General features: G+C 50.7%; 1 pseudogene. It reads right to left on the reverse strand.

The features are described from left to right. Positions 1–480 precede the first annotated feature (480 nt). Positions 481–2194: pseudogene (locus OQK_RS28930) on the reverse strand (hypothetical protein); the annotation flags it as partial.

The following is a 2194-nucleotide window of genomic DNA, read 5'->3' on the forward strand; positions in this document are numbered from 1 at the left end:
TCGGTTTCGGGTGGGTTGGGTGTTGGTTTGATCATGGTGAAGCTCCTAGAGTCGACGGTGCTGCCAACTTTCGCTGCGATACGAAATGATTGGTGGCAGCTGTACGCGGGTCGCAGACCGGGACTCTAGAACCGGCAGACCCGAAGGTCTCCCACGTACAGCCGCCATAAAAACAGCGGGTGTTGTGCGTCCAGAGATCGACGGGCTGCGAGACCCGATCGCTGATTCGCCAGCGACCGCACCACAATAGAATCCGCCCCCTAAGCGCACAAGCCGGCGGATTCTGGCTTGGCTGTAGGCAATGGCGCAAGGGTTTGTAGCCTAGAAGGCGTGTCAGCGCGTGTCTTTTAAACGCCTTGGTTTAAATCAAAAAATTGCGCCAAACCTGTCGGCCCTTTCGCGATAAGAAGAGATGCCTTGATCATGCCCGCTGCTTAAATCACCGGTTGGATAGATTCGTCCCTTTTTTCTGTCTTATATTTATGAATAAAGCTTGAAGGTGTCAAAGTAAAAGCCTGTACCCGTTGCGGGCGGTGCGGGTATGTATGGAATGATCCTGATTTTTCGAATGTCTTTGCCCGAGAAATCAATGTTTTTCTGGGTTGGGGTTGGCGAAGCTAGCATGTCAAGCTTTCCTAAAAGTTGGTTTTGAAGGTCTAGAAATTCGATGAAGCCTACAGTTTGAGGAAAATTATTTGTATTAGCGGCGCAGTACCAGAAGTTTACTGTTTGGTAATTTGAGTGAAGGTGCAGAGTGAATTCGCTTACGTACGGTACGTTATGTGTAAACGTGTAGAGCGCTTGGTTTTGCATCTCCTCAGTTATCGGAATGGGGTTCGAAGGCAGGTCTTGCAGCCTGACTAAAGACAGCGAGCCTTTAGTGCATGAAAATTTCATTAACGGGCTTTCTATCGACTGGCTCGCAGTAATCTTAAAAGAGGGTATTGAATCAAGGTTTTCTAATGTGTAACGCGGATTGGCCGTGAAGGTATATGTTCGCGCAGGAAAAAATATTTCAGTATTGTTGTTTGCGTCGGGTTCTGGTTTCGTGCCAAAGTTGATATTTAGCTTGCTTTGGCTTTTAAGTGTACGCAGCCACTCCATTGGTGCTGCCACAGATAATCCGTCCGTCGCATAATGGGGTTGCCCGTTATATATCACTTGTTCCGTGCTATTTCCCTCGGTGTCAATGCCTTCCAACTTCAAAAAAACCGGATTTCCACTTTCCTGAAATGACCATCTGCTGACGATTATTTCAGCGTTGTCCGGAAGTAGATCAATATTGAGTTGATCACCGGTTTCCCCTGCAATATTTGGCGTCGGCAACCGCGGGTCGTACTCGGCTATGGCATTGATAACCAACGTCAACTCCGGCGAATTCCCCACCGGGTCACCGTCACTGATCAACGTCCAGTAAAAACTTCTACTGCTTCCCCGGCGCGTCGCCAGAAACGCTGAACTGAGCGAAAAATCAGTCTGTTTACCTGGATGAAGCGCCAGTACCGGAAACGGTTTACTCCCCGGCAACGGATCATGTTCCTTGAGCTGCGCTTGTTGCCCTGGCAACGCTTCCGGAAACATGACACGCAAGATGACACCTTGTTCGTAGGCCAGGACATCGATCGGGGTGACAGCTGGAGACAGCAATACTGGCCGCTGCATGGCCACAACATTGATCGTATAGACATCGGAACTTTGCCCCGCTCCATACAGTTCCTTCGCCACGAAAACGTGTGTGGTCTTGTCCAGCTCGGTAATGAGCAGCGTCCAGACGCCTGTTACCGGGTCGGCAGTCGGCTGCCCCTTTGAAGTAATGCCATCCAGTACATCGACTTTCTGCCCTCCGGCAGCAACCCCGCACAAGGTTATGGCGGTTTTGACGGTGGTGCCGCCGTTGGGAATCTCCTCGCCGTTGTCAGTAGCTGTAATCGACTCAATCGTCGGCGCCACATCCTCCACCGCACTCACCGAATACGTGCGCTCCATAAACCGCTTCGCCAACGCTAGATCCTGGCTTTTTCCGAACGCGATAAACATCACCATCGTGAGGGGGCTGTCATGCTTCAAACCGATCAAATCCCCATACGGCGCGAGCGCCTCAAAGAAACCATCCAATACCCACTGCTCATTGACATATGCAAATGGTGCCGCCCAGATGTAGTTCTCATAAGGCGAACCATCAGCGTTTGTGCCT

The sequence above is a fragment of the Pseudomonas sp. R62 genome, from assembly GCF_000257605.1.
GTDB lineage: Bacteria > Pseudomonadota > Gammaproteobacteria > Pseudomonadales > Pseudomonadaceae > Aquipseudomonas > Aquipseudomonas atacamensis.